Annotated in this window: 25 protein-coding genes and 1 other RNA gene; 7 read left to right on the top strand and 19 right to left on the bottom strand. The window is 65.4% G+C overall.

Translation table 11 applies throughout. The annotated features are described in order from the left end of the window. The first annotated feature begins 50 nt into the window (after positions 1-50). Positions 51-980 (top strand): restriction endonuclease, encoded by a 930-nt coding sequence (locus tag CFE35_RS20145; protein ID WP_292933379.1) that lies wholly within the window; start codon positions 51-53, stop codon positions 978-980. Between the two features lie 9 nt (positions 981-989). On the opposite strand, the gene CFE35_RS20150 is transcribed toward CFE35_RS20145, so the two are convergent. The 5 genes from CFE35_RS20150 to CFE35_RS20170 all read right to left on the bottom strand — a co-directional run bounded on the left by CFE35_RS20150 (position 990) and on the right by CFE35_RS20170 (position 4,989). Beyond that, positions 990-1,325, bottom strand: coding sequence for a hypothetical protein (locus tag CFE35_RS20150; protein ID WP_292933381.1), 336 nt, complete (start codon positions 1,323-1,325; stop codon positions 990-992). 56 nt (positions 1,326-1,381) lie between these two features. After that, complete coding sequence (locus tag CFE35_RS20155; RefSeq protein WP_292933383.1) at positions 1,382-1,735, bottom strand: hypothetical protein; 354 nt, start codon at positions 1,733-1,735, stop codon at positions 1,382-1,384. 31 nt (positions 1,736-1,766) lie between these two features. Next, positions 1,767-2,228: a DUF3237 domain-containing protein gene (locus CFE35_RS20160; protein WP_292933384.1), complete on the bottom strand. Its 462-nt coding sequence runs from the start codon at positions 2,226-2,228 to the stop codon at positions 1,767-1,769. After that, positions 2,225-3,454, bottom strand: a complete 1,230-nt coding sequence (locus tag CFE35_RS20165) for a serine hydrolase (RefSeq protein WP_292933386.1) — start codon at positions 3,452-3,454, stop codon at positions 2,225-2,227. Before CFE35_RS20165 ends, CFE35_RS20160 begins: the two co-directional genes overlap by 4 nt. A gap of 65 nt (positions 3,455-3,519) precedes the next feature. After that, positions 3,520-4,989, bottom strand: a complete 1,470-nt coding sequence (locus CFE35_RS20170; RefSeq protein WP_292933388.1) for a carotenoid oxygenase family protein — start codon at positions 4,987-4,989, stop codon at positions 3,520-3,522. 97 nt (positions 4,990-5,086) lie between these two features. Between CFE35_RS20170 and CFE35_RS20175 the strand changes: the two genes are divergently transcribed. The 4 genes from CFE35_RS20175 to CFE35_RS20190 all read left to right on the top strand — a co-directional run bounded on the left by CFE35_RS20175 (position 5,087) and on the right by CFE35_RS20190 (position 8,594). Continuing rightward, positions 5,087-5,587 carry a MarR family transcriptional regulator gene (locus CFE35_RS20175; RefSeq protein WP_292933390.1) on the top strand — a complete coding sequence of 167 codons (501 nt, stop codon included), beginning with the start codon at positions 5,087-5,089 and terminating at the stop codon, positions 5,585-5,587. Positions 5,588-5,700: 113 nt separating this feature from the next. Further along, complete coding sequence (locus tag CFE35_RS20180; protein WP_292933392.1) at positions 5,701-7,011, top strand: MFS transporter; 1,311 nt, start codon at positions 5,701-5,703, stop codon at positions 7,009-7,011. A gap of 75 nt (positions 7,012-7,086) precedes the next feature. Continuing rightward, positions 7,087-8,199: an S-(hydroxymethyl)glutathione dehydrogenase/class III alcohol dehydrogenase gene (locus CFE35_RS20185; RefSeq protein ID WP_292933394.1), complete on the top strand. Its 1,113-nt coding sequence runs from the start codon at positions 7,087-7,089 to the stop codon at positions 8,197-8,199. Positions 8,200-8,216: 17 nt separating this feature from the next. Further along, entirely contained in the window at positions 8,217-8,594 is a 378-nt protein-coding gene (locus CFE35_RS20190) for a VOC family protein (protein WP_292933396.1), read from the top strand. 69 nt (positions 8,595-8,663) lie between these two features. Here CFE35_RS20190 and CFE35_RS20195 read toward each other — a convergent pair whose 3' ends face one another. From CFE35_RS20195 to CFE35_RS20220, 6 genes are read right to left on the bottom strand one after another with little or no spacing between them, the layout of a single operon-like run. Further along, positions 8,664-9,503 carry a DMT family transporter gene (locus CFE35_RS20195; protein ID WP_292933398.1) on the bottom strand — a complete coding sequence of 280 codons (840 nt, stop codon included), beginning with the start codon at positions 9,501-9,503 and terminating at the stop codon, positions 8,664-8,666. A 26-nt stretch (positions 9,504-9,529) separates the two neighbouring features. Continuing rightward, positions 9,530-10,309 carry an SDR family oxidoreductase gene (locus tag CFE35_RS20200; protein WP_292933400.1) on the bottom strand — a complete coding sequence of 260 codons (780 nt, stop codon included), beginning with the start codon at positions 10,307-10,309 and terminating at the stop codon, positions 9,530-9,532. Between the two features lie 17 nt (positions 10,310-10,326). Next, on the bottom strand, positions 10,327-10,875 hold the full coding sequence (locus CFE35_RS20205) for an NUDIX hydrolase (RefSeq protein ID WP_292933402.1): 549 nt from the start codon (positions 10,873-10,875) through the stop codon (positions 10,327-10,329). After that, the gene (locus CFE35_RS20210; protein WP_292933404.1) at positions 10,872-11,540 is read right to left on the bottom strand and encodes a hypothetical protein; all 669 of its coding nucleotides are present in this window, start codon (positions 11,538-11,540) and stop codon (positions 10,872-10,874) included. The genes CFE35_RS20205 and CFE35_RS20210 overlap by 4 nt, the downstream gene beginning before the upstream one ends. 1 nt (position 11,541) lies before the next feature. Continuing rightward, positions 11,542-12,315: a TPM domain-containing protein gene (locus tag CFE35_RS20215; RefSeq protein WP_292933405.1), complete on the bottom strand. Its 774-nt coding sequence runs from the start codon at positions 12,313-12,315 to the stop codon at positions 11,542-11,544. A 22-nt stretch (positions 12,316-12,337) separates the two neighbouring features. Then, positions 12,338-12,997, bottom strand: a complete 660-nt coding sequence (locus CFE35_RS20220) for a LemA family protein (protein WP_292933407.1) — start codon at positions 12,995-12,997, stop codon at positions 12,338-12,340. 203 nt (positions 12,998-13,200) lie between these two features. Between CFE35_RS20220 and mscL the strand changes: the two genes are divergently transcribed. Further along, positions 13,201-13,632, top strand: coding sequence for a large conductance mechanosensitive channel protein MscL (mscL, locus tag CFE35_RS20225; RefSeq protein WP_292933491.1), 432 nt, complete (start codon positions 13,201-13,203; stop codon positions 13,630-13,632). A gap of 39 nt (positions 13,633-13,671) precedes the next feature. Further along, positions 13,672-14,074, top strand: a transfer-messenger RNA (tmRNA) gene (gene ssrA, locus CFE35_RS20230). Positions 14,075-14,157: 83 nt separating this feature from the next. Here ssrA and CFE35_RS20235 read toward each other — a convergent pair. The 8 genes from CFE35_RS20235 to lptD all read right to left on the bottom strand — a co-directional run bounded on the left by CFE35_RS20235 (position 14,158) and on the right by lptD (position 23,872). Further along, complete coding sequence (locus CFE35_RS20235) at positions 14,158-14,427, bottom strand: hypothetical protein (protein ID WP_292933409.1); 270 nt, start codon at positions 14,425-14,427, stop codon at positions 14,158-14,160. A 136-nt stretch (positions 14,428-14,563) separates the two neighbouring features. After that, positions 14,564-15,826, bottom strand: coding sequence for an N-succinylarginine dihydrolase (locus CFE35_RS20240; protein WP_292933411.1), 1,263 nt, complete (start codon positions 15,824-15,826; stop codon positions 14,564-14,566). An 11-nt stretch (positions 15,827-15,837) separates the two neighbouring features. Next, the gene (locus CFE35_RS20245; RefSeq protein WP_292933413.1) at positions 15,838-16,881 is read right to left on the bottom strand and encodes an arginine N-succinyltransferase; all 1,044 of its coding nucleotides are present in this window, start codon (positions 16,879-16,881) and stop codon (positions 15,838-15,840) included. A gap of 5 nt (positions 16,882-16,886) precedes the next feature. After that, the gene (locus tag CFE35_RS20250) at positions 16,887-18,092 is read right to left on the bottom strand and encodes a hydrolase (protein ID WP_292933414.1); all 1,206 of its coding nucleotides are present in this window, start codon (positions 18,090-18,092) and stop codon (positions 16,887-16,889) included. 96 nt (positions 18,093-18,188) lie between these two features. Beyond that, positions 18,189-19,019: a 16S rRNA (adenine(1518)-N(6)/adenine(1519)-N(6))-dimethyltransferase RsmA gene (rsmA, locus tag CFE35_RS20255; RefSeq protein WP_292933416.1), complete on the bottom strand. Its 831-nt coding sequence runs from the start codon at positions 19,017-19,019 to the stop codon at positions 18,189-18,191. After that, complete coding sequence (gene pdxA / locus CFE35_RS20260; RefSeq protein WP_292933418.1) at positions 19,016-20,041, bottom strand: 4-hydroxythreonine-4-phosphate dehydrogenase PdxA; 1,026 nt, start codon at positions 20,039-20,041, stop codon at positions 19,016-19,018. Before pdxA ends, rsmA begins: the two co-directional genes overlap by 4 nt. Positions 20,042-20,051: 10 nt before the next feature. Beyond that, positions 20,052-21,434, bottom strand: a complete 1,383-nt coding sequence (locus CFE35_RS20265) for a peptidylprolyl isomerase (RefSeq protein ID WP_292933420.1) — start codon at positions 21,432-21,434, stop codon at positions 20,052-20,054. Between the two features lie 194 nt (positions 21,435-21,628). Further along, entirely contained in the window at positions 21,629-23,872 is a 2,244-nt protein-coding gene (gene lptD, locus CFE35_RS20270; RefSeq protein WP_366557169.1) for an LPS assembly protein LptD, read from the bottom strand. Positions 23,873-23,964 lie beyond the last annotated feature (92 nt).

The raw sequence follows: 23,964 nt of genomic DNA on the forward strand, positions 1-23,964 counted from the left end.
CTTACGATTGCGCGGTTGCTGTAGGCTTGGGCTTTGCTAAGTCTTAAGCCATGGCTATACCTGACTACCAATCATTGATGCTTCCTGTGCTCACTGCTGCCGCAGAGGGACAAATCCGAGTGCCGGCAGCCGCGGAGATGATTGCAGACCGACTTGGCCTCACTGAAGAAGAGCGTGAGGAGATGCTGCCAAGCGGCAAACAGCGGCTCTTTCACAATCGGGTGCATTGGGCAAAGTTCTATCTGACCAAGGCTGGGCTGATCGAAAGTCCGAAGCGCGGAGTGTTCGTCGCATCTGCTGCTGGACGGGGCCTTCTCGATCAGAAACCCACGAGGATCGATCTCGACACCCTGAAGCAGATTCCTCTATTCAGTGATTACTACAGCCAATTTGCCAAGTCTGGAAAAAACTCCGATGACATTGAAGTGCTGGTTGCTTCATCGGCATCAGAGGCGACGCCAGAAGAGCAGATTGATGCGGCCTACGCACTGCTTAATACGACCTTGAAGATCGATCTCCTGACCCGGGTCCTTGAGCAGTCACCATCATTCTTCGAGCGGCTGATTGTCGATTTGCTGGTGGCAATGGGCTACGGTGGTTCCCACGAAGATGCTGCCCGCAAGTTGGGTAAATCTGGCGATGGCGGGATCGATGGCATCATTGATGAAGACCGGCTTGGTCTTGATCGAATTTACGTTCAGGCAAAACGCTATGGAGCCGGTTCGGTGGTTGGCCGTCCAGAGGTTCAGGGATTTGTCGGAAGTCTTGTAGGCCTCGGTGCGAACAAAGGTGTTTTCGTCACGACTTCGACCTTCAGCAAACAAGCATTGGACTACGCGAGGGCCTTGCAACAGCGGGTGATTTTGATCGACGGTTCACGGCTTACTGAATTGATGGTCGAGTTCGGTGTCGGGGTACGTGCCAGTCGAGTGATCGAGGTTCGGCGCCTCGACGAAGATTTCTTCGCAGATGAAGGGTAAGCCTGCCTCTCACCGCCCCTTCTTCGCGATGCTCGCGTTGAAATCGGGATCCTTGTTTGCCACCCAATCGACGAACTTGCGCACGGACGGGTTCGCCAGCAGCTGATCGACATCCATCCCGGCGCGTTGCAGTTCGGAGTTGGTGAAGTTCGTGATCAGCGTGTTCTGGCAAATCGCGTGCATCGGCACGGTATCGCGCCCGCCGCGGCTTTTGGGCACGGGGTGATGCAATACGATGGTCGAGCCGCAGGGGCGGCCGCAGAGCCAGCAGGGCGGCGGGGGCGGAGCCTCGGCGGCTTCGTCCTCATCGTCTCGCCATCCGCCTTTGGAATGCTTGCGGGCCATGCACTTGCCTTTGCTACCGGGTTCGCGGGTGCCATACCCGCCGAGCGCGCGCGCGGCTAGGGCTGTTCACCTTCGGCCATGAGCCGTTCCAGCCACGCCCGCGCCTGCTTGGGTTCGCCCACCGCCTGCGCGCGCACCGGGCCGCGCGCGGCAAGGAATTGCTGGTGCAGCGCGAAGGGTTCATCGATCATGAGCTGCTCGCGCAAGTCTGCGATCTCTTCGGCCAGTTCTTCCAGTTCTGCCACAGCCGGTGCCGCGCGGGCGCGGTCGTGGCGGTCCTGCCGGTGATCGAACAGGCCCCAGTTGCCCGCAGCGGTTTCCTTGAGCGCGGCGATCAGCGCCTCGCGGTAGTCTTCCTCCAGCCCTTCGCGGCGGCGGTCGAGGCGTTCGAGGCGGTCGGCACGGGCCATGACGGTGTCCTTGGTTCGCCGGGCCGCGCGATCACAGGACGCGCCACACCCAGAGCTTGATGCCAAGGGGATAGCGCGCGCCCGAGCAGATGAAAATGGAGCGGTTCATCCAATCGTATGGCCCCTCGGGCGCGATGAATTCAGGCACAGTGCGGAAGTAGTAAGCGGCAGGGTCCACGTCCTCCCCCGCCGCCAGCCGCGCCATCACTTCGGGCGGGCCGTGGCGCAGGCCGCGATTGCGGATCTGGATCACCACGCCGTCATCGGTTTCGAGCGCGTAGATCGCGTCGGCCACGGTCACGCCATCGGGCCGGGTCAGCTGCCAATCGGCCGCGTTCCCGATCAGCTTGCCCTTGATGCGCGGGCCTTCGACGCGCCCGCCGCCCACAATGGGGATGATCCGCCGCGTGCCGTCATACGTCGTGCCGATGGCGACCGGCGGTTCGAGATCGCCGGTCGCTTCGTAGACGAAGTCGAGATCGGGCTTGATCATGGTTTTGTCGGCGTGCGCGCGATGGCGTGGAAGTAGTCCAGCACTTCGCCCGTCAGCCATTCCGGCTCCACCGGCGGGTTGTAGCTCAGCTTCACGATCACCGTGCGCGTGGTGGGGTGGACATAGATAAACTGTCCCGCGAGGCCGACCGCGCTGTAGGCGCCGGGCTCCTTGTCCACCTGCCAGGTCTGGTAGCCATAGCCCTCGAACTCGGCCTTGCGGCCATAGGCGGCGGGGAAGGGGATCATCGTGGTCATTTCCTTGACCCAGCCGGCTGGGATCACCTGCTGCCCATTTGCCTTCCCGCCATCGAGCATCATCTGGCCGAGCCGGGCAAAATCGCGCAGCACCGCGTTGTAGCCCATGCCATTGAGCGCGCGGCCATTGCCCGGCGGGCCATCGGCCATCCAGAACGCGCCCGATTCAGCGCCCAGCGGGCCCCACAGGCGGCTGGCAGTGAAGGCTTCCAGCTTCTCGCCCGTCGCGCGCTCCAGAATCCACCCCAGCACCGCAGTATCAAGCGTGGCGTAGTTGAAGGTGCTGCCGGGTGCGGTTTTCTTGCCGATCGTCACGGCCGGATCGGCAAAGCGCATTTCATTGCGCACGATCGCCTTGGTGTGGATCGTCGCAGCAAGGCTGGGGTTCACGCCGAAATCATAGCGTTCCTCGTAGTCCACGCCCGAACGCATCTGGAGGATTTGGCGGATCGTGGCATCGCCGTAGCCGCCGCTCTTGAGTTCGGGAACATAGTCACCCGCCTTGTCATCGAGCGAGCGGATCTTGTGTTCGCTGAGCGCGATGCCGACGAGCAGCGCGGTGATGGTCTTGGCCATCGAGAACGAGACGAAGTGCGTCGCCGCGTCCGACTTGTTGCGATAGTCCTCGAAGACGACCTTGCCGTCCTTCAGCACCAGCAGGGCGTTGGTGAAGGTGCGGTCAGCCCAGCCATCGTAACCCATGGTCATGCTGCCGGTGCTGTGTGCGGGCATGGTCAGCGCCGCGCCTGCGGCCAGCGGCGCAACCGGGCCTGAGCGCGGCACATCGCGGCTTTCGAAGACCTTGTTGGTCTCGCGGAAGGTGAAGCTGTTGACCGCCGGGTTGAGCCACTGCTCGCGCATCGAGATGACGGCGGGGGAGGGGCCTGCAGGGGCGGTCTGCGCCGAGGCGGCCAAGGGGGCCAGGGCAACGCTTGCCGCCAGCACGGCATTCCACAGGCGAACGGACATCAGATTCTCCCTCTCCGGTTATTGTTATATAAAATAGCAATGACCGGAGAGGTGGAAAAGCTCTTTCAGGCGGCAAGCCCGATTTCGGCCGCATCGGCCCAGTTGCCATGCAGGCCGAAGCGCAGGCGGATGGGGATCTGCACCGTGGCGACCGGGCCTTTCGCGATCTCCAGCGCATCGAAAATCAGCAGATCGCTGCGGTGTTCCTCCAGCCGGTTGCACACTTGCAGGATCCAGCCGTCGCCTTCAGGCGCGTCCTTGCTGCGGGGCACGAAGCAGGGTTCCTGCAAGCTGGAGACGGGGCCGCACCACCAGTGCTGTTCCGCGCCGGTCTCCAGATCCTTGTAAAACAGGCAGTTCATGATGAGCCCGCCCGCGCTGCCGCCCTTGAGCTCGACCGGGCGGCGCACGTCCATTTCGAGGAACCAGCCGTGGCGCGTCTTCGTACCCGTGAAGCGGTCGTCGATGCGGGGGAACTCGCCCATCGCATCGGAGAGCTTGTTGATCTCGGCAAAGTCCTCGCCGTTGCTCGCCATATCGACCACCCAGTCGGTGGGATGGCTCATCGCCTCCATCCCGTTGAACGGTGCGCCGTGGACGTCGGGGAAGAAGGGGAACATGTTGTTCTTCGCTTCGCAGGTGACAAAGTGGACTTTCGTGCCCTCCTGCCATGCGTTGAGGACGTGGCTGGCAAAGCAATTATCCCGCTTGAACCAGCGGATATCGTCCTGCGTCACCCCATCCCGGCGCGGGATGATCCCGAGATAAACCGGCATCGTGGTGTCGAACCCGAAGTGCGGCAGGCCCTGTTCGAGCCGCTCCCAGCTGCCGATCGAGGGCACGATGTGGAGCACGAGGTAATCCTCGGTGATCCCGAAATCGTGCATCATGCAGTAGTAGGGCACCTTGAACCACACCTCGCGGACGAGATCGCCTTCGGGGCTGACTTCCATGTAAGTCACATCATCGGTGCACAGGCCGCTGGCGGCATAGCCGATGGCGACCATGTTGCCGGTCTTCGGATCGACCTTGGGGTGCGCGGTGAAAGTCTGGCCGGTCATCTTGCCGCCGAACTTCTCGTAGCCATGGGTTTCCATGGTGGCCGGGTCCATCACGAGGCCGGGGCTGTCTTCCTTCAAGGCCCAGAGCTTGCCGCCGAAGACGAAAGCGTTGGTGTTTGCCGTGCCGCGGATTTCGCCCTTCACGGCCTCGTCGTCCGTCAGCGGATTGCGGTAGGCGCCGAACAGGCCCTTGCCCGCCGCGTTTTCCAGCTTCCACTTGTCGGTCTTCGCCCAGCGCTGGCAGAAATCGACCTGGCCATCGTGGATGTGGAAGCGGGTGATCATGCCGTCGCCGTTGAACGCGATATCGTCGCCCAGACGCGGAGGAAATTGCGGGTCGGGCTGGACGCGGAAGAACGCGCCGTTTAGCTCTTTGGGGATCGTGCCTTCGTGCGCGAGGTCTGCAATGTCGGCCTCGATCCGCGAAGGTGTGTTGAACCCGGTGAAGCTAGGGCTGTTGGGGAAATGGGCCATGGCGCGTCCTCTTGGGCTTTTTTGCTTGGGTCGGGATTGTAAGTGTTGCTAACAAATAGGCAAGGCGCATCAAGGGGCCAGATGTAAGGATGGGGCATTGATCAAGGACAAGTTTGCCGATGCGGTGACGACCAAGCCCCTTGGGCCGCCGCCGCCCCATGCCGAGGCTGCGGACGAAGCCGATATCGGCGCGATCAAGGACATTCTGGGGTTCCACATCCGCCTCGCGCATGGCGCGTGCCTGCGGCATTTTACCGAGACGTTCACCGATCTCGATCTCACGCAGAAGCAGGTTTCGGTGCTGTGGCTGGTGGACGATCATCCCGGCATCGCGCAGACCGATCTGGCACAGCGCCTGCGCATGGACCGCGCCACCACGATGGCGATCATCAACCGGCTTCAGGCCAAGCACTTCCTGCGGCGCGACCGGTCTGACAAGGATGGCCGCAAGCAGGCGCTGTTTCTCGATCCGGCGGGCAAGGCGATGCTGGCGCGCGCCAAGACCGCGATTGGCGAGCATGAGGCCTGGGTGAAAAGCCGCTTCAACGACAAGGAAGTGCGCCTGCTGATTGAACTGCTTTCGCGGATTCACGAATAGAAGCCGCCAACTTCCAAACCCCGGATCAAGGCTCCCTCGAGCGGGTCGAAGGGGCCGGGGTGACGAAGAAAAGAAGAAATGAATTGGACAGCGATGTCCTCGGGAGAATGCCAATGACCACCGATCCGCGCGAGATCATTCGCGAGACGACCATGAGTGCGGCGCAATGGATCGCCGTCGTGCTGATGATTGCGCTCAACGCGCTCGACGGGTTTGACGTGCTCTCCAGCGCCTTTGCCGCGCCCGGCATCGCCAAGGAATGGGGCATCGCGCGCGATGCGCTCGGCGTGGTGCTGGCGATGGAACTGGTCGGCATGGGTGTCGGCTCGATCCTGCTTGGCGGCGCGGCAGACCGGTTTGGCCGCCGCCCGACGATGCTGGGCTGCCTTGTCGTGATGGCCAGTGGCATGTGGCTCGCCACCACGGCGCAGAACCCGCAGATGCTGGGGCTGTGGCGCTTCATCACCGGGCTTGGCATTGGCGGGATGCTGGCGGCGATCAATGCCGTCACGGCAGAGCTTTCCAGTGCGAAGGGCCGCAGTCTTGCGATGTCGCTCATGGTCATCGGCTATCCGCTGGGCGCGACCATCGGCGGGATCATCGCGGCCCTGCTACTGAAGGCCGGCGATTGGCGCGTGGTGTTCGAATTCGGCGCCATTGCGACCGTGGTGTTCATTCCGCTGATCTGGTTGTTCGTCCCCGAAACCCCGGCCTATCTCCTCGCGCGGCGACCGGAAGGCGCGCTGGCGCGGATCAACGCCTCTATGGCCAAGCTGCGCCTGCCCACTATCGATGCGCTGCCGCCGGTGGATGTGCGCGATAGCAAGGCGAGCGTGCTCGATATCCTGAAGCCCGGCCTCATCGGCACGACGATGGTTCTCACCATCGGCTATTCGCTCCATGCGATCACCTTCTACTATATCCTAAAATGGTCGCCCAAGATCGTGGCGGACTTCGGCTTTGCCGCGCCGCAGGCGGCCAGCGTGCTGGTCTGGGCCAATATCGGCGGGGCAAGCGGCGGGGCGCTGTTCGGCTTCCTGATGCACCGCTTCGGGATCAAGTGGCCGACCATCGTGATGCTGCTGCTGGGGGCGGCGGCCGTGGTGGTGTTCGGGCTGGGCGGCAGCGAAACCTCGCTGGTCGGCTGGCGCTTTGCGGTGTTCTGCACTGGCTTTGCCACCAATGCGGCCATCGTCGGCTTCTACAGCGCCTTTGCCCACGGCTTCCCGGCGCATGTGCGCGCCACTGGCACGGGCTTTGCCATCGGCGCGGGGCGCATCGGTTCGGCCGGATCGCCCATTCTGGCGGGCACGCTGTTTACCGCAGGCGGGATGAGCCTGTTCACCGTTTCGGCGATCATGGCATGCGGTTCGGTCATGGCCGCAGCGCTTATGCTCATGCTCGCCCTAAGAGAGGCTGATTGAGCCGCGAACCTGATTGAACACACGGCCCGCTTTGCCTATCGGCAGGGCTGATATTTTTCCGGGGGAGGATTACCCATGAAGACCCGCGCCGCTGTTGCGTTTGAAGCCAAGAAGCCGCTCGAAATCGTCGAGCTTGATCTCGAAGGCCCCAAGGCGGGCGAAGTGCTGGTCGAGATCATGGCGACCGGCATCTGCCACACCGATGCCTACACGCTCGACGGGTTCGACAGCGAAGGCATCTTCCCGAGCGTCCTCGGCCACGAAGGCGCAGGGATCGTGCGCGAAGTGGGCGCGGGCGTGACGTCCGTGAAGCCCGGCGATCACGTGATCCCGCTCTACACGCCCGAATGCCGCCAGTGCAAAAGCTGCCTTTCGGGCAAGACCAACTTGTGCACCGCGATCCGCGCCACGCAGGGCAAGGGCCTGATGCCGGACGGCACCAGCCGCTTTTCGTACAAGGGCCAGACCGTGTTCCACTACATGGGCTGCTCCACTTTCTCGAACTTCACCGTCCTGCCCGAAATCGCGCTCGCCAAGATCCGTGAAGACGCGCCGTTCCAGTCCTCGTGCTACATCGGCTGCGGCGTGACCACGGGCGTCGGCGCGGTGATCAACACCGCCAAGGTGCAGGTGGGCGACAACGTCGTGATTTTCGGCCTCGGCGGCATTGGCCTCAACGTGATCCAGGGCGCGCGGCTGGCCGGTGCGAACAAGATCGTCGGCGTCGATATCAACCCCGACCGCGAGGAATGGGGCCGCCGCTTCGGCATGACCGACTTCCTCAACACCAAGGGCATGAGCCGCGAGGACACCGTGGCGGCGATCGTCGCGCTGACCGACGGCGGCGCGGACTACACCTTCGACGCCACCGGCAACACCGAAGTGATGCGCACCGCGCTGGAAGCCTGCCATCGCGGCTGGGGCACCTCGATCATCATCGGCGTGGCCGAAGCGGGCAAGGAAATCGCCACGCGTCCGTTCCAGCTCGTCACGGGCCGCAACTGGCGCGGCACAGCGTTCGGCGGGGCCAAGGGCCGCACCGATGTGCCCAAGATCGTCGACATGTACATGCAGGGCAAGATCGAGATTGATCCCATGATCACCCACGTCATGGGCCTCGAAGAAATCAACACCGCGTTCGATCTGATGCACGCGGGCAAGTCGATCCGTTCGGTCGTCGTGTTCTGAACCAAGGAAACCAAAGCATGTTTACCCATACCGTTCTCGGCACCAACGACATTGAAAAGTCGCGCGCCTTCTACACCGCCGTGATGGGCGCGCTCGGCCATCAGGCTGTGCCGCTGCCGAATGGCACGCTGTTCCCCTCCGCCGCTGGTGCGCTGATGATCCGCACGCCTGCGAATGGCGAGCCGCAGACCTGGTCGAACGGCTACACGCAGGGTTTTGCTGCCAAGACCTTTGCCGAAGTCGATGCGTTCCACGCCGCGGGCCTTGCCAATGGCGGCACCTGCGAAGGCGCGCCGGGCGTGCGTGAAAACGCGCCGGGCAAGCAGTATGGCGCTTATTTGCGTGATACCGACGGCAACAAGATCTGCGCCTTCGCGCCGAACCCCAACGCCTGATTTCAGGCAAGATCACGACGCCCGCGCGGGTCCGTCCACATCAGGCGGCCCTCGCGGGCGTTGTCGCGTTCAGGCCAGCCGCAGCAGCATTGTCCCCCCGGCAATGATCGCCGCCGCCGTGATCCGCGCCGGGCCGACCCGTTCGCGCAGGATGAACGCCGAGATCGCGGTGGCGAACAGGATCGAGGTTTCGCGCAGCGCCGCGACCATCGCGATGGGGGCCATCGTCATCGCCCAGAGCGCGATGGTGTAGGACACGATCGTCCCCAGCCCGCCGATCAGCCCGACATGCCAATTGCGCCGGGCATAGCTGACCAGCGCGCCGCCGCGCGCCGGGATGGCCCAGACCGCCATGGCGATGCCGGTCAGCAGCGAAAGCCACAGCGTATAGGCCGCAGGCGTGCCCGAAGCGCGCGCACCCACGCCGTCGATCAGCGTATAGGCCGCGATAATCGCCGCATTGACGAGGGTCATGGCAAGGCCCGACAGGCTCAAGGCCCCGCGCGCGCCCATGGCCATCGCCAGAATGCCGATGCAGATTGTGGCGATGCCGATCCAGCCGATGCCGGGCAGCACTTCGCCCAGCCACAGCGTGCTGATCAGCGCCACCGTGAGCGGCGCGCTGCCGCGCATCAGCGGATAGGCAAGGCTCATGTCCACCGTGTGGTAGATCCGCACGAGCAGCACGAGATAGACCACCTGCATCGCGGCGGAGACCGCCAGCCAAGGCCAGCTTGCCGGCGCTGGGGCGGGCAGGAAGGGCAAGGCTACGACTGCAATCAGCGCCGCGCCGCCCATCACCAGCGTGGTGGAAAGCAGCGTATCGCTGCTGCCCTTGAGGAAGGCATTCCAGCTCGCGTGCAGGGCCGCGGCAAACAGGATGAGGCCGAAGACCGGCAGGCTTATCATGGGTCAGTGGTCCTGTTCAGGACCGATCACATCGCCGAGATGCCGCCGTCCAGCTTCAGCTCCGCGCCGGTCATGAAGCGGCTTTCGTCGCTGGCGAGGTAGAGCACGCCGTTGGCGATGTCGTTCGGCTCGCCCACGCGGCCTAGCGGGATCTGGCGCGCCAGCTTGCCCATCACCACGTCCTTCTCGATCCCGGCGTTCTTGCTGATGCCGTCAAGGATCGGCGTATCGACAAACGTCGGGTGGACCGAATTGCAGCGGATGTCCCACCCGCGCTTGGCGCAATAGAGCGCGACCGACTTGGTCAGCATCCACACCGCTGCCTTGCTGGCATTGTAGCCGGGCATGGTGTGCGAGGCGATGAGGCCCGCGATCGAGCTGATGTTCACGATCGAGCCGGGCTGGTTGTCCTTCATGAGCGGCAGCGCCTTCTGGCAGCCGAGGAACACCGAATCGACGTTGATCGCAAAGCCGCGGTGCCATTCCTCCAGCGTGCAGGTCTCGATATCGCCGCGCACGCCGACCCCGGCGTTGTTGACGAGCACGGAAAGCCCGCCGAGCTTATTCGCCGCCATCGCGATGGCGGCGTCCCAATCATCGGCGCTGGTCACATCATGGCGCATGGCGAACGCAGTGCCTGCGCCAAGCTCGGCGTTGATCGCATCTGCCTGCGCAGCGGCAGCATCGCCTTGAATGTCGGTCAGCAGCACGCGCGCGCCCTCGCGCGCCAGCAGCCAGGCATGGGCCGCGCCCAAGCCCTGTGCCGCGCCGCTCACCAACGCCAGCTTGCCTGAAACCCTGCCCATACCCCGCGTCCTCTCGTTTATTTCGTTAGCCACTCAGGGCTTAGCAGCATCAGCATGCGCACGTCGATGGCATAGCCTTGTGCCCGCTTCGCCGCGAGGAAATCGGCCAGCTGCGTGCGCGGCACGTGGTGCACGGTGATACCTTCGCCTTCCACCCCGCCGCCGGGGCCAATGCGGGTGAGGTCGTAGGCGCGGAACAGCGTGAAGGCTTCCGTCACCATGCCGGGGCTGGAATAGTATTCGCCGAGATCTTCCATGCGCGCGGCGTGGTAGCCGGTTTCCTCTTCCAGCTCGCGGATCGCGGCGGTAGCGGCGTCCTCGTCCTCGCCGCCGGCATCGTCGCCGATCAGGCCAGCCGGAAGCTCGATACAGGGGCGGCCCAGCGGCACGCGGAACTGTTCGACCAGCACGACTTCGTCCTCGGGCGTGAACGCGAGGATCACCGCCGCCTTGATGCCGCGCGCGCGGGAGACATATTCCCAGCGTCCCCGCGTCTTGGCGGCGATGAAGCGGCCCTGCCAGCGCGTTTCCTCGGGCACGTCGCGAAATTCGTCTTCAAGGCTCATACTTCGATCACCCGGTCTGGCAGTTCGTTGTCGTCGTCTGCCGCGCGGGGCAGGTGTTCGGCGAGCACCGCGCCGACCTTGGCGATGGCGGCTACCATGCCCTCGCCGATCTGGCCGGCGCGGATCGGCACCAGCAGCGCATGCATGGCATCACCCCAGACTTCGGGGGTGACTTTGCTGGCGATGGCCTCGTCGGCGATGATTTCGGCGCGGTGCTCGGCGAGCGAAAGGTAGATGAGGATGCCGGTGCGCCCGGTCGTCCGCCCTTCCGCGCCGATGCGGAAGCACGTGAGCGCGCGGGCATGGACGCGCGCGGCCTTGATCGGCGCAGGCGTGAGGAGGAGACGCAAGGGCCGCCACGCCATGAGCAGCAACATGCCGAGGAACTTGAGCACCGCGACGGTCAGCGCGATTCCCAGCACCGCGCGCGGCGTCCATTCGTGCGCCCACAGGCCCAGCAGTCGCTCGATCAGGCCGAGGTAGAAGCCGGGCGCAAACTCCAGCGCGGCGAGCGCGAGGAACGCGATGGCGATACTCCACGCCAGCGCGACATCGCGGTAACTGTCGGATTGCAGCGTCACGATCGTGACGATTTCGCCCGCGCTGGCGGCTTCAGCCGCAGACACGGCCTCGGCAATGCGCTTGCGGTCTTCGTTCGTCAGCATCTCACCAACTCCCCGAAGAACCGCCGCCGCCGAAGCTGCCGCCGCCGCCCGAAAAGCCGCCGCCGCCGCCCCAATCGCTGCCGCCGCCCCAGTCCGATCCGCCGCTGCTCCAGCCGCCGGAGGGGAAGATCATCACGCCGGAGGAGCCATAGCGCTTCCCGCCGCCGCGCATCGCACGGATGAAGGGGAGCACGAAAAACAGGAAGAAGATCACGAGGAAGATCACCGTGCCCGCATCGAACTGGATGTCCTCGCCCTTCGAGCCCGCCTTGGCGGCCACTTTGCGCGCCTCGTCCTCGGGCAATTGCAGCTGCGCGATCAGCTGATCCGTCGCCGCCGCGATGCCGCCGGGATAGTCCTTCGCCTTGAAGCGGGGGACAACCTCGCGGCTGATGATCACGCTGGAGAGGGCATCGGTGATGATGCCTTCGAGGCCATACCCGACCTCGATGCGCACTTTGCGTTCGGTGGGCGCGACAAGCAGCAGCACGCCGTCGTTGCGCTGCTTGTCGCCGATCCCCCACGCGCGGCCGAGCCGGTAGCCATAGTCCTCGATCTCGTAGCCTTCGAGGCTGGGGACCGTGGCGATGACCATCTGGCGCTGGGATTGGGTTTCCAGCGCCGCCAGCTTGGCATCGAGCGCGGTGACTTGTTCGGGCGAGAGCAAGTGCGCTTCATCGACCACGCGGCCGGTGAGCTTGGGGAACGTCTGCGCGGCTGCTGGTCCGGCAAGCAGGACCAGCACCGCGAAGACGAAATGAAAGAGACGCTTCATCGCCGGGGCTCCGTGCCCCGGATCAGTTCGCGCCCGCCTTGCTCGCGCCGCTGTTGTCGCCCGCCTGAGCCGCCGGGCCATCGAAGCTTACGGTGGGGGCGGTGTCTGCACCCGGCGTGGTTGCCGCAAACGGCACCATCGGCTTGGCGCCATAGACGACCTTGGCGGCGATGATCGCGGGGAAGGTGCGGATCGTGGTGTTATAAGCCTGCACCGCCTCGTTATAATCGCGTCGGGCGACGGCGATGCGGTTTTCCGTGCCTTCAAGCTGGCTCTGCAGCGCGAGGAAGTTCTCGTTCGACTTGAGGTCCGGATAGGCCTCGACCGAAGCGAGCAGGCGGCCAAGGCCCTGCGAAAGCTGGCCTTGGGCTGCCTGATACTGCGCGACCTTGTCAGGATCGGTGAGGTCTGCGGCGGAGATCTGGACTGAAGTCGCCTTGGCGCGCGCCTCGGTCACTTTCACCAACGTGTCCTGCTCCTGCTTGGCATAGCCCTTCACCGTGGCGACGAGGTTCGGCACCAGATCGGAGCGGCGCTGGTACTGGTTCTGCACGTCGGCCCACTTGGCCTTGGCGGCTTCCTCGGCCGTGGGGATCGCGTTCACTCCGCAGCCGGCCAGGCCTGCGGCAGCTGCGGCGACGAAGGCAAAACGGGTGAAGCGGGCAAGCAGTGAAGCGGCCATCGAGATGTGTTCCCTAAAGGATCCCCGACGTGGTCGCCGGGCATTGGATCGCAGGTAGATGTAGCGGGTCCGTGTGGCGGTTCAAGGGCTACCGGGCGGCGGTGACTTGGCCCGGATCGGAGCAGCACCCCCCTTGTTGCAAAGGATTGCGGCTGGCAGGAAGCGCATGGGTGAATATGCCTAACAGGAGATAAGACATGGGCATGATGGGAGAATTCCGGGACTTCGTGGCGCGGGGCAACGTGCTCGATCTGGCGGTGGGTGTGATCATCGGCGCAGCATTCGGCAAAGTGGTGACATCGCTTACCGAAGACCTGATCATGCCGGTGATCGGCTTCCTGACCGGCGGGGTCGATTTTTCGAGCAAGTTCATCGTGCTGGGCGCAATTCCAGATACTTACACCGGTTCGCTCACCGATTACGCCGCGCTCAAGAAGGCGGGCGTCGCCATGCTGGGCTATGGTGCGTTCGTCACCGCGATCATCAGCTTCCTGCTGATGGCCTTCGTGATCTTCCAGATCGTGCGCGCGGCCAACAAGATGATGCCTGCCAAGCCCGAAGCGCCCGCCGCGCCTGCAGGTCCGAGCGAGGTCGATCTCCTCACCGAAATCCGCGATGCGCTGAAGAAGGCCTGATCTTTTGCGCCAATGATCTTTTGGAGTTGGAAGGGGCAACCCCTTCCCATCCGCGTCCGCTCCGCCTATATCAGCGTTGCCGGGTTCGCCCGGCTATGACGATAAATTGTACCGTACAATAGGCGCAGCGGACCCGGGGGCGGTACCCGGCGGCTCCACCATCACCACCGGCTGGAATAGGCCGGGCTCTGTTGTCGCAGGGGTGTTGATGGGGCCGAACTAGGATCGACGTGTGTTGAAAAGCGGTGTTTTCGTCCGGGCTGAGTAACCCGTTAAAGGCTCAAAACCCACAAGTGCCAACGACAACGAAGCACTCGCTCTCGCAGCGTAATCTGACGGCTTAACGGCCTGATCTTACAAAGCAAAAGCGCGGTTGAACCCACCGGGCAACAGAAGGGAATTCAGCGGCTCGGGGAGGGCCGGGCAACAGAACCTCCCCACCCTATTCTGCGCAGCCTCGGCGCCCGGCCTGCCCCAAATCGAACGATGCAGGCGTACCGGGCAACAGAAACGCCTCCACTTTCCTCACGCTTCAGCTTCTGCCTTCACGGCAAGCGCCCGGCCTTCGCGCTCGTACTTCATTGCGTCCATGATCTTCGCGCCGGCCATGAACACGGCGACGCAGCTGGCGAGGAACAGCAGCTTGCCGCCAAAGCCCGGATACTGCGACAGATAAATCTGCCCCCGCTCTGCCGAACCCAGCGCCAGCGCATAGATGATGGCGCTGGCCTCGAACCGGTTCTTGATCACGAACAGGCGGCCGATCTTGCGCAGGAGGGGCGTTTTTTGTTTCATTGCATCCCTCTCCGCAACCTTCGTGCCAGATCAGCAATGGCTGGCCCAGCAGGCAGATCATAGCGTGGCAGTGTAAAGCACGGCGACAGGCCATGGTAAAGCCGGGCTTAACCCGCCTGAAGCAGACCGTACCGTTTCAGGCCAGTACGGAAAGCTCCAGCGCCTCAAGCAGCGCAGCGCGGGCGGCGATCACGCTGGAAGCGAGCGAGTCGCGCCCCAGATCGGCAGGGTCGATCTGCTCTGGCCAAGCCTTGGCAATCAGTGTTTCCAGCAGATCTGCGCGCGGTTCGGTGAGGAGGAAGCGCGGATCGACGGTGGCAGGATCGGCGACAACGCGCAGGCGCAGGCAGGCTGGGCCGCCGCCATTGGCCATCGACTGGCGCACATCGACCGGCAGCACGCGGCGGATCGGGCCGTTGGAGGCCAGCATCCCATCGAGCCACGCGCGGACGGCCTTGTGTTCCCACGCCTCCAGCGGGATGACGAGGCCCATTTCGCCGGAGGGGAGGGTGAGCAGCTGCGCATTGAACAGATAGCTCGCGATGGCATCGGCGAGGCTGACTGCGCTGGCCGGAACCACCACGATTTCCGCCTCGGGCAGGGCCGCGCGGATCGCCGCATAGGTGCCGTCGGGATCGGCGAAGGCCTGTTCGTGGGTGAACAGCACCCGCTCGTTGGCCACGGCGACGACATCGTTGTGGAACGCGCCTGCCGCGATGGCCTCGCCCGATTGCTCGACAAACAGGCAGCGCGCCGGATCGAGGCCGTGGAGGCGGGCCACCGCGCGGCTGGCCTGTTCGTGCTGGCGCGCGGGAAATGCGCCGCCAGTCTTGCCGTAGACGAAGATTTCGAGGCCCGGCGCGGCGTGGCTGGTGCCTATGCGCATGTGGTTTGCCGCGCCTTCATCGCCGAAGCAGGCGGGCACGGCATCGTGGACGGCAAAGTGGGCGCTATCGGCAAAGGCTACGCGCAGCTGGCGCACGGTATCGGGCCATTCCTGCGAACGATGCGGCATGGTGACCAGGTTTGCCGCCGTCAGGTGACAACGCCCGTCGGCGCAATCGGGCGCGGGCGAGACGGTGGCGGCATTGGCCGTCCACATCGAGCTGGCCGACCATGCAGCGGCGCGCAGGCGGCGTTCGGTCTCATCAGCGGGTTCGGTGATACCCAGCGCGCCAAGGAAGGCATGGTTGGGGCGCGGCAGCGGGCAGAGCAGCCCTTGCACGAGGCCCAGCGCCATGTTGTGCCGCATCTTGGCCACGCCCTGCAGCGCGGCGGCGCGGGGATAGGACACGGTGCCGCCGTGCTTCGCCGAAGCGAGGTTGCCGAGGCTGAGCCCGGCGTAGTTGTGGCTCGGCCCGACGAGGCCGTCGAAGTTGATCTCGACAAGGTTGCTCATCACCCGTTCCCTCAGCGCGCCACGTGCCACACGGTATCGCCGGGGCCGGCGCCCAGCGCCTGCGCGGCGGCGGGATCGAGCGCGACGCCTTCTTCACCGGGCATGATCTGCGCAAACGTGCAGCGGAAATCGCCAAGACGGCCCGTGGCGGCCAGCGCGCGGGTGGCGGTGTCGTCTGCTGGGCGCACTTGCGTGACCTGCATCATCTTGGCTTCGGCGATGGAGCGCACGCGGTCGGTGCGCGCGGTCATCGTCGGGCCGCCATCGAAGATGTCGATATAGCCTTCCGCCGCAAAGCCTTCGGTTTCGAGCATCCGCATGGCCGCGCGGCCGCTGGGGTGCGGCAGGCCGATGGCGGAGCGCGCGGTTTCGGGCAGCATGGCGATGTAGACGGGGTGCTTGGGCATCAGATCGGCGATGAACTGGTTGCCGTTGATCGCGTTGAAATAGTCGGCATCCTGGAAGTTCATGCCGAAGAAGCGCCCGGCCACGCCGTCCCAGAACGGCGAGCCGCCGCGTTCGTCGATCACGCCGCGCAGTTCGGCAAGGATGCGATCGGCAAAGCGTTTGCGGTGCATGGCGATGAACAAGTAGCGGCTGCGCGCTAGCAGCATGCCGAGGCCACCTGCGCGCTCGCCCGGATGGAGGAACAGGCCGCCCACTTCGCTCGATCCTTCAAGGTCGGTCACGAGGTTGAGCATTTCGGCGCGGAAGGTGCGGCCCAGTTCCTTGGAATGCTGCGTCAGCGTGGCGTGGCGGTAGGAATAGAACGGCCACGTCTGCCCGACGCGGGTGAAGATCTGGCAAGTGCCGCGCACTTCGCCCGTGGCGGTATCCTCAAGGATCAGCACGAACAGCTCATCCCGCCCGGAGTGTTCGGGGGGCTCGGCATCGCCGTCATCGTCATGGGCGAAGGCCGTGGCAGCACGTTCGAGCTTGGCGGTGAGCGCGCGGCGATCGGGCGGCAGGTTGGTGAACCCGCCGCCGGTGAGCTTGGCCATTTCGTAGAGATGTTCGAGATCGGCGGCGCGGGCCGCGCGGATAACGTGAGTCACGCTGGTTATTTCCCTCCGGAAAGGCGGTGCAGCACGAGCGCCGAGAGCGCGGCCCGCTCGGCCAGTGATGGCACGATCATGTATTCCTGCGGCGAATGGATCGCCCCGCCGCGCACGCCCATCGTATCGACGACGGGCACACCGAGCGCGGCGATGTTGTTGCCATCGCAGACCCCGCCCGAGCTTTGCCAGCGGATGGATTGCCCCAGCGCCGCGCCGCACGTGCGGACGAGATCGAACAACTGCTCCGCTGCGGGGGTGAGCGGCTTGGGCGGGCGGCTGATCCCGCCGTGGAGGTGAATCGAAACCTCGTGCGCCAGTTCCACCTCACGCAGCAGGGGGCCGATGGCGGCGGCAAAGCGCGCCGCGTCTTCTTCGGCACGGGGGCGGATGTTGAAGCGCAGCACGGCGTGATCCGGCACGACGTTGTTCGCCGAACCGCCATCGATCCGCGCCGGGTTGATGGCGAGGCCGTCTCCCTGCAGCGCCTTGAGGCCGAGCGCGAGATCGGCGGCGGCGACCAGCGCGTTGCGCCCATCCTGCGGGTTGCGCCCGGCGTGGGCGGAGCGGCCCGTCACGATGGCGCTGTAGTTGCCGCTGCCCCCGCGTGCGCCCGCCAAAGTGCCATCGGGCAGTGCAGAGGGTTCGTAGGTAAGCGCCGCCGCCTTGCCCTCGGCCAGCTCTGCGATGAGCGGGGCGGAAGCGAGGCTGCCGGTTTCCTCGTCCGAATTGATCAGCACATCATAACCGACATAAGGCGAAACGAGGCTGGTTTCGAAGGCTTGCAGCGCGGCTAGGATGACTGCAATGCCGCCCTTCATGTCGGCGGTGCCGGGGCCGCCGAGGGTTTGCTCGTCGAGCCAGGTCAGCGTCTGGAACGGGTGGTCCGCCGGATAGACCGTGTCCATGTGCCCGGTGAGGAGATAGCGGCGCGGGGCGTGGGGGCGGACGACAAGCACCATATGCGCGCCGTGGTCTTGTTCCACCGCGCGGCCATCGGCGGCAATCGCCTCAACCGGGGCGGCGGGCACGAGGCGGACTTCGCCCGGCAGCCCGGCAAAGGCATCGGCCAGAAGCGCGGCCTGCGTTTTCAGCCCGGCAAGGTTGCGCGTGCCGGTGTTGATGGCGCACCACCGCTCCACATTGGCCAGCATGGCTGCGGCATCGATCCCCTCGACGAGGGCGGCCTCGGTGGCGGCAAGTGTTCCCATGACGCCGTTCTAGCCTGCCCGCGCGCCGGGGTGAACCCCCCCGTCCGGAGGGATTGTTTCATCTGCAACCGTGGGCGGATGGGCTCGCCGTAGGATCTAGCGTGAAAGCAGGCCCGCGATGGCGACGAAATCGGTGATGGCCAGCGTTTCGGCGCGGCGCTGGGGATCGAGGCCGAGGGTTTCCAGCGCCTCGAGCGCGCCGGGCAGGCCCTTGAGCGACTGGCGCAGCATCTTGCGGCGCTGGCCGAAGGCGGCTTCCGTAACGCGCTCGAGCATGCGGGCCGAGACGCCTGCGGGCATCGCGGCGGGCTCAACGTGGATGATCGCCGACATGACCTTGGGCGGCGGAGTGAAGGCGCTGCGGTGGACGCGCATGGCGATGCGGGGTTTTGCGCGCCACTGGGCCAGCACCGCGAGGCGGCCGTAGGCATCGCTGCCGGGGGCGGCGATGATGCGTTCGGCCACTTCCTGCTGGAACATCAGCGTCAGGCTGCGCCACTGCGGCGGCCAGTCCGGGCCGGAAAGCCAGCCGACGAACAACGCGGTGCCGACGTTGTAGGGCAAGTTGGCGACGACGTGCCACGGCGCGTCAAACAACGTTTCGGGCGCGATTTTCGTGGCATCGCCTTCGATCACGGTTAGCTGGCCGGGGAAGGCTTCGGCCAGTTCGGCGAGCGCAGGGAGGCAGCGGCGGTCCATTTCGATGGCGGTGACGTTCGCGCCCCGGCGCAGCAGCGCGCGGGTGAGGCCGCCGGGGCCGGGGCCGACTTCGAGGACGTTCTGCCCCTTGAGATCGCCGGGGACCATGGCGATGCGGGCGAGGAGCTGTTCGTCGAACAGGAAGTTCTGGCCGAGCGCCTTGGTGGCAATGAGGCCGTGTCGCTGGACGACTTCGCGCAAGGGGGGGAGATCGGGAAGGTTGGTCATGCGGTGGCGGCGGCTCTGCGCGCGGCGCATTGTCCGGCCATGCGGATCGCGGCGATGGTCGCGCCGGGGCGGGCGACATTGGTGCCGGCGATGCCGAATGCGGTGCCGTGATCGGGCGAAGTGCGCACGATCGGCAGGCCAAGCGTGACGTTTACGCCTTCATCGAAATCGAGCACCTTGATCGGGATCAGCGCCTGATCGTGGTACATGCAGATCGCCGCATCATACGTGGCGCGGGCCTCTGCGTGAAACATCGTGTCGGCCGGCAGGGGGCCGCGCGCATCGATCCCGGCGGCTTGCAGGGCGGCGATGGCGGGGGCGATGATCGCGGCGTCTTCCGTGCCCATGCGGCCATCCTCTCCGGCATGGGGATTGAGCGCGGCGACGGCGAGGCGCGGCGCGGCAACGCCGAAATCGCGCACGAGCGCGGCGGCGGCAATCGCTGAACGGCTGCGAATGAGCTCTGCGGTGAGCAGTCCGGGCACGGCGGCAAGCGCGACGTGGACCGTGATCGGCACGACCCGCAAGTGCGGCCCCGCTAGCATCATCACCGCGTTTTCGGGCGTGATCCCGCACGCCTCCGCCACGAATTCGGTCTGTCCCGGCTGGTTGAACCCGATGCGGGCAAGGCGGCTTTTCGCAATCGGGCCGGTGACGAGCGCAGCCGCCGCGCCTTGACGGACGAGGCTGGTGGCGACTTCGAGCGCGCGCAGGGCCAGCGCCGCCCCGGCATCATCGGGCTGGCCGGGCGTATAGGCCGCCACGCCGACATCGAGGACGGGGAGCGCGTGAGGGAATACGGCGGCGGCTTCATCGGGCGCGGCAATGGCGACGATGGGGATCGTCAGGCCGCGCGCCGCTGCTGCCGCCGCGATGAGATCGCGGTTGCCCACAGCGAAGAACGGCGGGAGCGCTTCGGCATCGCTCAGCGCCCAGGCGGCGGCGATGAGCTCTGGGCCCACACCGGCGGGATCGCCGAGGCTGATGGCCAGCGGCAGCGATGGGGAGAGGGGCGAGTTCATGCCCCCTGCCTCAATTATACTCGATCACCGCATCGCGGCGCAGGTCGCGCAGGTAGGTCTGGGCGCGCTTGTTGACGCGGTCGTCTTCCATCTGGGACTGGAGCTGCTCGAAGTTGGGACCGCTTTCGACCTTCGGGTCATCGCGGCCGCAGAGCATGAGGACGCGCACGCCGTCTTCGATCGAGCCGAAGGGCGGGGTCGTTTCGCCGACCGAGAGCTTGAGCATCGTATCCTGCAGCGCGGTGGGCAGGTCTTTCACGCGGATCTGGTCGTTGGCAACTACAGTTGCACCGATCGGCGCAGCGGCGGCTTCGGCAGCGCCGCAGCCCTTGATCTCCTTCACCGCCTTGGCGAAAGCGGAGGCGCGGGCGGCGCCGTCCTTTTCGGGGGTGCCCTTGGCGAAGCTGATCGAGATCTGCTTGAGGCTGAGGATCGCATCGCGCGGATCGGCGGTGAGGACCTGACGCTTGTCGATCAGATAGAGCAGCGAATAGCCCGAGGCGAGTTCGATTGGACCGACAAGCTGGCCCGGGGTCATCTGGGCGGCGGGCGTGCCGAGTTCGGGCGGGAGCTGGGCGAGGCGGATCCAGCCGAGATCGCCGCCGACGGAGGCCGAGGACGACTGTGAATACTGCCGGGCATAGGCGACGAAGCTGCCGCCGCCCTTGAGCTGCTCCAGAATTTTCTGCGCGTTGGCGAGGACCTGCGGCTTGGTTTCCTGCGTGGCAGCGAGGTAGATTTCGCCGATGCGGTATTCCTCGGTGCCCTTGGCGGCCTTGAGGCGGTCCATCATTTCGCGGACTTCACCGTCCGACACGTTGATGAACGGCTGGACGTTGCGGCGCAGCAGGCGCTGCCAGGCGAGTTCGCCCTTGATCTGGCGCTTGAGCGAGCCTGCGGACGAGCCGATGCCGGTGAGGTATTTTTCGAGCGCGGCAGGGGTCTGGCCGAAGTTCTGCTGGGCGACGCGGTTGAAGGTCTGCATGACTTCCTCCTCGTCGACATCCGAGTTGGCGGCCTTGGCTTCCTGAATCTGGAGCGTTTCGTCGATCAGGTTGCGCAGGACCTGAAGGCGCAGGCGCTCCATTTCCTCGGGCGCGACTTTGCCGCCATTGGCGCTGATGATCAGCGCGAGGCGCTGGTCGACATCGGTTCCGGTGATGATTTCACCGTTCACGATGGCCGTGGCGCGGCGCAAGTGCGGATCGGCCTTGCCGAAGATGGTGGGATTGGCGGGCAGATTGAGATCGCCGCCTGCCGGAGACGCGGTTTCATCAGCGAGGCTCTGCGCCTGCGCGAGCGAACCGGCAATCGGTGCGGCGGCAACTGCGAGGGCACCAAGGGTGAGCGCGGCGCGCGCCGAAACAGAAAACAAGCGAAACCCGGTGATCATGGCAATCCGATAGTCCTGTCTCTTGGCGCCGTGCGGTGTGTGCCACATGGTCCCCGCGCCGTCATTTCCTTGCATGGTTCGGCTGAACCCAAGGTGAGTGGCGCGGCGATAGACCGATTGCAACGCTGATGGAAGCGCAGCGGGGGAAAAACAGGAGAGCGCCTGATTGCAGAGCCGGGCAAAGGCGCGCCGGATCAGCGCACGCCGAGGCCCTTGAACGCGATATTGAACTGGATGGTGTTGCCGCGCGTCGCATCGCCGGTGGTGATATAGTCGCGCCGCCAGGTGAGCGCGAGATCGAGGCAATCGTCGGCATAAGCGAAGCCGAGGCGGTGGCGCAGCATCTGGAAGCCGTCCGAAGTCTTGCTCGGATCTTCGGCCTTGCGGGTGAGGTTGGACACCCCCGAACCGAACACCGACCAGTTGCGCGCGAAGGCGATGCGGCCCGAGACGCGCAGTTCCTCCCGGTCACGCAAGTCCTCGAACGTGGCGGGGATGTTGCGGTTGAGGCGCAAGTAGCCGATCTCGGCATAAGTGCGGTGGTTGCCGATGGTCGCGTCGAATTCGTTGCGCCGCAGCTTCAGGCCGTCCTTGTCGAGCCGGTAGCGGTGGGTGAACTGGACGATATCGCGAAAGCGCAGGTCGGTGCGCCCGACGATATCCGAAGCGCGCGAAGACAGGCCCGTACCATCGGGCAGCACGGTCTTCTGGGTCGAGAGGCGATAGCTCTGGCCGATGGTGCTGGAAACGCGCCAGCCGGGCCGGGTGAGCTTCCAGTCCGCGCCATACGTCACGCGCACGCCGTCCTCGATGCGGTCGTAGCCGGGGAAGCGGTTGAGCGAGAAGAGGTTGGAATCCTCCAGCTCCACCGAACGCGAATCCTCGTTGGGAATGGCGAGGTTGCGGATATTGGGGATCGCGACGATCTGGACGCGCGGGGTGAACACGTGCGTGCCGCCGAGCGCTGCGCCGACCAGCGGCCACTTGATATCGAGCGCGGCGGTGGCGATGCCGCGGCCCTGCCAGCCCGATTGCCCGCGATAGAGCAGGTTGCTGGTGAGATCGTTCTGCCGCGAATGGTACACATCGCCGCGGACGAGGCCGGTCAGCGTGATTTCCTGCCCCATGCGCGTGATCGTGCGCAGATCCCATTGCGCCTTGGCGAAGGCGCGCTGGGTATCCTGACCGCTGCTGCGGGTGAGCGCGAGCGTATTGACCTGCAGTTCGAGCGTGCCGCCGATCCTGGGCGGCACGATCCGGCGACGATATTCGAGCGCGGGGAGCGCAATGGGCACAAGGCCCTGACGATCGCCGCTGCGCAGGGTTTGCACCGCCCACCCGGCGAGGCTGAAGTAGCTGTTCGCGTCGAGCCGTTCGAGGTTGATCGTCGAGCGCAGGCGGTCATCGCGGCTGATATCGTAGCGGCGCAGGAATGTGCGGTCGCTGGCGTACCGGCCATAGCCGGTGAGGCTCCAGTGTTCGCCGAACTGGAAACGGCCATTGGATTCGACGTAGCCGCGGAAGACCTGCTCTTGCGCGTTGACATCGGTGACGTTGCCGCCGCCGACGTTGATGCGCGCGCTGCGGGTGAGATAGGCGGTGGACTGGAACGCGCCCTTGTCGGTCAACTGGCGGTAGCGGGCCGAGATCATCGGCAGCGCGCCGGTGAAGACCGAGCCGGTGAGCGCGAGGTCCTTGTTGCTGGCAAGGCGCCAGTAATAGGTGTCGCTGATCTGCGCGCCGTTGGCCGCGCTGAAGCGGAAATCGGGGATCAGCAGTCCGCTTTCTGCACGGAAATCCGAAGTGTGGGCAAGGCCGGGCAGCGGCAGGATCGGCAGGCCGAACACGCGCAGCAACGCGCCCTTGTAGCGAACGCGCTGGTCCTTCGCGTCATAGGTGACGCGGGCCGCGGTGACTTCCCAACTGGGGCGCTTGGCGCAGCCGTCCTCGCCTTCGACCGCACAGCCTGAGAAAGCGGCATCGCGCAGGATCATGTCGCCGTTGCCGTCCCGCGTGCCGCTGCGCGCGGCGAGGCGGCCGCCCTGGCGCAGGACGAGGAGCAAGTCCTCCACCGCGCCGGCCTTGAGCGCGTCGGTCAGCTCCACCTTGTCCGTATAGAGCACGTTGCCCGCATCATCGACGAAGCGGATGTTGCCGCTGGCTTCGATCAGGCCGGACTTGCGGTTCCACGTGACGACATCGGCGCGCACGGTCTGTTCTTCGCGGCGCAGGACGACATTGCCGGTGGCCGTTACGGTTTCGGCATCGCTGGCATAGGAAACACGGTCTGCCTGAAAGCGGATTTCGGGCGACGCGTTTGCCCCCTCAGCGGGCGCGGTGGCGGTTTGAGCGTGCGCGGCGGCGGGCACTGCGGCCAGAACAAGCACACTGAACACGCCGCAGGCCGGGCGGAAGGCCGCGACGCGCGCACGCCGCAAGCATCGGGACAAGGCTTGCGGCAAGGGCCGCGCGGGGGCTCGCATGGCCTTGCCTATCGCACCGGTGCCGCTTAACTGCAAACCCACAATTC

Source organism: Novosphingobium sp. PASSN1, from assembly GCF_002278815.1.